This is a genomic window from Luteibacter sp. P1_D3 (assembly GCF_056406135.1).
Map to the genome: position 1 here is coordinate 1 of NZ_JBFUAT010000095.1, position 1,165 is coordinate 1,165.

Annotated in this window: 1 protein-coding gene; it reads left to right on the forward strand. The window is 63.6% G+C overall.

Features of this window, described 5'->3' with window-relative positions; translation table 11 throughout:
• A partial coding sequence (locus AC1DYM_RS22995) for a non-ribosomal peptide synthetase (protein WP_477342368.1) occupies positions 1 to 1,165 on the forward strand: 1,165 nt, incomplete at both ends.

Consider the following 1,165-nt stretch of genomic DNA (forward strand, 5'->3'; position numbering starts at 1 on the left):
GGTAGCGCTGTGCGTGGAGCGTGGGCTGCCGATGATGGTGGGCCTGTTGGCGGTGTTGAAGGCCGGTGGTGCRTACGTGCCGCTGGATCCGTCGTACCCGGCCGAGCGACTGCGTTACATGCTGGAGGATGCGGCACCGGTAGCGGTGTTGACCCAGCCTGGGCTGGGCGAGGCATGGACATCGCTCTCGGCACAGCTTGCCGTGCCGGTGCTGGACCTGACCGCGACCTCGGCGTGGGCGGAGGAAGCGGACACCGACCTGGATCGTGCGGGGCTRACGCCCTCGCACCTGGCGTATGTGATCTACACCTCCGGCTCAACCGGTCAGCCCAAGGGGGCGATGAACGAGCATAGTGCGGTAGTCAATCGCCTGACGTGGATGCAGTCGAGCTACGATCTGGGACCGGAGGATGCGGTGTTGCAGAAAACACCCAGCAGCTTCGATGTCTCGGTGTGGGAATTTTTCTGGCCTTTGCTGACGGGCGCACGACTGGTGATGGCCCGTGCAGAAGGCCACAAGGATGCGGCGTATCTGGCCAGAGCGATCCGCGAGCATGGGATTACTACAGCGCATTTTGTTCCCTCGATGCTGCAGTTGTTCCTGGACGAACCGTCGGTAGTCAATTGCACACCKCTTCGCCAGGTGATGTGCAGCGGTGAGGCGCTTGCGCCGGCACTGGTGGCGAAGTTTCACCAGGTGCTGCCACTGGCTCGGCTGCATAACTTGTACGGTCCGACGGAGGCGGCAGTGGACGTCACGGCCTGGACGTGCGAGACGGTGCAGGAGCGAACGATTCCGATTGGCCGTCCGATCGCAAACGCGCGGATCTACATCCTGGATGGTCACGGTGAGCCGGTTCCGGTGGGTGTGGCCGGCGAGATCCACATCGGTGGCGTACCGGTGGGTCGTGGCTATCTCAACCGTGCGCAGTTGACGGCGGAGCGCTTTGTGGCCGATCCGTTCCACGGTGGACGGATGTACCGCACGGGTGATCTGGGCCGGTGGCGTGAGGACGGCACGATCGAGTATTTGGGTCGTAACGACTTCCAGGTCAAGGTACGTGGTTTCCGCATCGAGCTSGGAGAGATCGAGGCACGGCTGGCAGAGCAGGTCGGCGTACGCGAGGCGGTGGTGATTGCCCGCGAAGATCAGCCGGGCGATCGT